Consider the following 1,719-nt stretch of genomic DNA (forward strand, 5'->3'; position numbering starts at 1 on the left):
GCTGCTGAGCCGTTTTCCGCTGGAACATGGCCTTCAGACCACCGCCCAGGTCTTCGCTACCCTTGAAGCCGAGACGGCTGTTGGCGATGGCGCCGTTATCCATGCGTACATTGCTGTTGCCCTTGGCATTGGCATTGTTGAGATAGTGGATGCTGGTATCGACAATGCCGTAGATGGTCACGTTGGACTGGGCAAACGCTGCGCCGCCGGTGGTCAGGCCGGCTGCCAACAGCAGCATGGAACTCTTCTTCATAGGTTTCTCTCCAGAAAGCACGATGTTGTGTTTGTGATGGTGCCGTGGATCAGCCTTGTGTGCCTCTCCCTGAAACACCTCTTTTATCGCTGCGTCACGCAAAGCGTGGCGGATCGCAGCCTGTCCCTATTTGGAACTGGATCGAAGAATATCAGAACGATGCTTTGCAAAATGCATGAAATGCTGCGGAAAAATTATGCTTTTTAAATTATTTATTTCATTTATATTTTTATAAAAATTTTACTGTATAAATTTTTTATAAAAATAAATTTCCTCTATGAATCGCGCGACGGCGTTTTTGAGGCCCAGGAGGGCATGAAATAGCGGTTTTTCGGCGGATTTCTGGATGTTTTGAATGACTTTTTGCAGCCTCGCGCAGAACTTGTGCATGAAAACGTAGCTAAAAAGCAACATGCCCGGCAAGGAAACCTTGTCCGGGCATGTTCTCAGGCGGTGTGAAGGAAGACGCCTGGTCTTCCTTCAGCCAGCCAGGCGGTGGCCGTGCAGCGGGCGCTTATTGCACCTTGGCCTTGGCGCGCAGTTGTTCCTGGTAAGCCTGCAGCTTCTTCTGTTGCAGGGCTTCGGCGATCTGCGGCTTGACTTCGTCCAGGGTCGGGACCTTGGCCGGACGCACGTCTTCCAGCTTGATCACGTGCCAGCCGAACTGGGTCTGCACCGGAGTCTGGGTGATTTCACCCTTCTTCAGGGCCACCATGGCGTCGGAGAAAGGCTTGACGAAGGAGGCCGGGGTCGCCCAGTCCAGGTCGCCGCCGTTGGCTGCCGAACCGGTGTCCTTGGATTGCTTGGCCAGGTCTTCGAACTTGGTGCCGGCCTTCAACTTGGCGATGATGGCTTCGGCGTCTTCCTTCTTGTCCACCAGGATGTGGCGGGCGTGGTATTCCTTGTCGCCGGCCTGGGCCTTGAACTTGTCGTATTCGGCCTTGATGTCGGCGTCCGAGACCGGGTTCTTCTTCAGGTAGTCGGCGATCAGGGCGCGAATCACGATGGACTGGCGCGCCAGTTCCAGTTGGTTCTTGACGTCGGTGCTGTTGGCCAGACCTTGCTTGTCGGCTTCCTGCATCAGGATTTCACGGTTGATCAGTTCTTCCTTGATGGCGTTGCGCAGCTGCGGGCTGTCGGGCTGGCCTTGGGCAGTCATCTGCTTGACCATGAGGTCGGCGCGGGAGGAGGGAATCGCCTTGCCGTTCACCACAGCCAGGTTTTGTGCGAAGGCCGGGACGGAAGCGATTGCAAACAGCAGCACCAGCAGACGAGCGGGTTTGAATGTCATTGTTGAATCCTAGAAATGAAAGGAATGAATCAAAACGGAGAAGAAAACAGGAGGGGCTTGGAATTCAGGCGTCGTTCTTGGTTCTTGGTCTCAGTTCGTTGCCTCTGACGGGGAGTGCGCCACTATGGCTAGCGCATGGATCTCCTGCTGCATCAGATCGGACAGGCAATCATAC

General features: G+C 54.6%; 2 protein-coding genes. Both read right to left on the reverse strand.

Features of this window, described 5'->3' with window-relative positions; genetic code table 11:
• The coding region (locus tag I5W_RS20360; RefSeq protein WP_044530600.1) for a porin at positions 1–253 on the reverse strand (253 nt) is incomplete at its 3' end.
• Positions 254–767: 514 nt separating this feature from the next.
• The gene (locus I5W_RS20365; RefSeq protein ID WP_017451130.1) at positions 768–1,544 is read right to left on the reverse strand and encodes a peptidylprolyl isomerase; all 777 of its coding nucleotides are present in this window, start codon (positions 1,542–1,544) and stop codon (positions 768–770) included.
• Positions 1,545–1,719: the final 175 nt, after the last annotated feature.

The sequence above is a fragment of the Herbaspirillum sp. B65 genome (genome assembly GCF_000333555.1).
Lineage (GTDB): Bacteria > Pseudomonadota > Gammaproteobacteria > Burkholderiales > Burkholderiaceae_D > Herbaspirillum > Herbaspirillum rubrisubalbicans.

Excerpts from the sequence above, each read along its gene's own strand:
- I5W_RS20365 (WP_017451130.1), bottom strand. The coding sequence starts at position 1,544 with ATGACATTCAAACCCGCTCGTCTGCTGGTGCTGCTGTTTGCAATCGCT.